Source organism: Alkanindiges hydrocarboniclasticus, from assembly GCF_001982605.1.
GTDB lineage: Bacteria > Pseudomonadota > Gammaproteobacteria > Pseudomonadales > Moraxellaceae > Alkanindiges > Alkanindiges hydrocarboniclasticus.
Genome location: NZ_MLCN01000060.1, coordinates 1 through 2,113 on the forward strand (window position 1 = coordinate 1; position 2,113 = coordinate 2,113).

Below are 2,113 nucleotides of genomic sequence, written 5' to 3' on the forward strand. Positions count from 1 at the left end.
TCACACTAATTTTACTGTCATACTTAAATCACAGAAGTTAATAAACATTTAAACATGTTAATTAACTTCTATAATCTATTTTCAAGCCTGCCGTTGTTTCTATGCAAGCCTGCCGCGCAGCATAGCTGCTTGTCAAATTCTCAGGCAAAGTAGCACTTTGCTTTTCTTCGAATTTGGTGGAGTCTAACGGAGTCGAACCGTTGACCCCCTGCGTGCAAAGCAGGTGCTCTACCAACTGAGCTAAGACCCCTAAGTTTAGCAGCTAAGTCGTGGTGGGCCTGACAAGACTTGAACTTGTGACCCCACGCTTATCAAGCGTGTGCTCTAACCAACTGAGCTACAAGCCCTTAGGACTAGTGCTTTTGAGTGTAAAGAACAACTTGTTGTGGATTCTTACTGGTCCGACAATATCGTTAAGGAGGTGATCCAGCCGCAGGTTCCCCTACGGCTACCTTGTTACGACTTCACCCCAGTCATCGGCCACACCGTGGTAAGCGTCCTCCCGAGGGTTAGACTACCTACTTCTGGTGCAACAAACTCCCATGGTGTGACGGGCGGTGTGTACAAGGCCCGGGAACGTATTCACCGCGGCATTCTGATCCGCGATTACTAGCGATTCCGACTTCATGGAGTCGAGTTGCAGACTCCAATCCGGACTACGATCGGCTTTTTGAGATTAGCATCACATCGCTGTGTAGCAACCCTTTGTACCGACCATTGTAGCACGTGTGTAGCCCTGGTCGTAAGGGCCATGATGACTTGACGTCGTCCCCGCCTTCCTCCAGTTTGTCACTGGCAGTATCCTTAGAGTTCCCACCCGAAGTGCTGGCAAATAAGGAAAAGGGTTGCGCTCGTTGCGGGACTTAACCCAACATCTCACGACACGAGCTGACGACAGCCATGCAGCACCTGTATGTGAATTCCCGAAGGCACTCCCGCATCTCTGCAGGATTCTCACTATGTCAAGACCAGGTAAGGTTCTTCGCGTTGCATCGAATTAAACCACATGCTCCACCGCTTGTGCGGGCCCCCGTCAATTCATTTGAGTTTTAGTCTTGCGACCGTACTCCCCAGGCGGTCAACTTATCGCGTTAGCTGCGCCACTAAAGGATCAAATCCCCCAACGGCTAGTTGACATCGTTTACGGCATGGACTACCAGGGTATCTAATCCTGTTTGCTCCCCATGCTTTCGCACCTCAGCGTCAGTATTAGGCCAGAAGGCTGCCTTCGCCATCGGTATTCCTCCAGATCTCTACGCATTTCACCGCTACACCTGGAATTCTACCTTCCTCTCCCATACTCTAGCTTGCCAGTATCGAATGCAATTCCCAGGTTGAGCCCGGGGATTTCACATCCGACTTAACAAACCGCCTACGCGCGCTTTACGCCCAGTAATTCCGATTAACGCTCGCACCCTCTGTATTACCGCGGCTGCTGGCACAGAGTTAGCCGGTGCTTATTCTGCGAGTAACGTCCACTATCCTATAGTATTAATACAGGTAGCCTCCTCCTCGCTTAAAGTGCTTTACAACCAAAAGGCCTTCTTCACACACGCGGCATGGCTGGATCAGGCTTGCGCCCATTGTCCAATATTCCCCACTGCTGCCTCCCGTAGGAGTCTGGACCGTGTCTCAGTTCCAGTGTGGCGGATCATCCTCTCAGACCCGCTACAGATCGTCGCCTTGGTAGGCCTTTACCCCACCAACTAGCTAATCCGACCTAGGCTCATCCATTAGTGCAAGGCTCTAAAAGAGTCCCCTGCTTTCCCCCGTAGGGCGTATGCGGTATTAGCGTGCGTTTCCACACGTTGTCCCCCGCTAATGGGCAGATTCCTAGGCATTACTCACCCGTTCGCCGCTAAGTGATGGTGCAAGCACCATCACTCCGCTCGACTTGCATGTGTTAAGCCTGCCGCCAGCGTTCAATCTGAGCCATGATCAAACTCTTCAGTTTAATACTTCAATAGTGAGTTAAGCTCACCAATCTTGGCTCATTAATCGAAACTAACAAAAATTCGCTCAAATAAACTTCGAGAAATTTCTACCAATTCAAATCAATGATAATCTTATCATCGTCAAAACCAGTAAAAATCCACACAAGTTGTTCTTTACA

General features: G+C 49.8%; 2 tRNA genes and 1 rRNA gene. All 3 read right to left on the reverse strand.

What is annotated here, in order from left to right:
• Positions 1–174 precede the first annotated feature (174 nt).
• The 3 genes from BKE30_RS15040 to BKE30_RS15050 all read right to left on the reverse strand — a co-directional run bounded on the left by BKE30_RS15040 (position 175) and on the right by BKE30_RS15050 (position 1,954).
• Positions 175–250 (reverse strand) — tRNA-Ala (locus BKE30_RS15040).
• Positions 251–270: 20 nt separating this feature from the next.
• Positions 271–347, reverse strand: a tRNA-Ile gene (locus BKE30_RS15045).
• 67 nt (positions 348–414) lie between these two features.
• Positions 415–1,954 (reverse strand): 16S ribosomal RNA (locus BKE30_RS15050).
• Positions 1,955–2,113 lie beyond the last annotated feature (159 nt).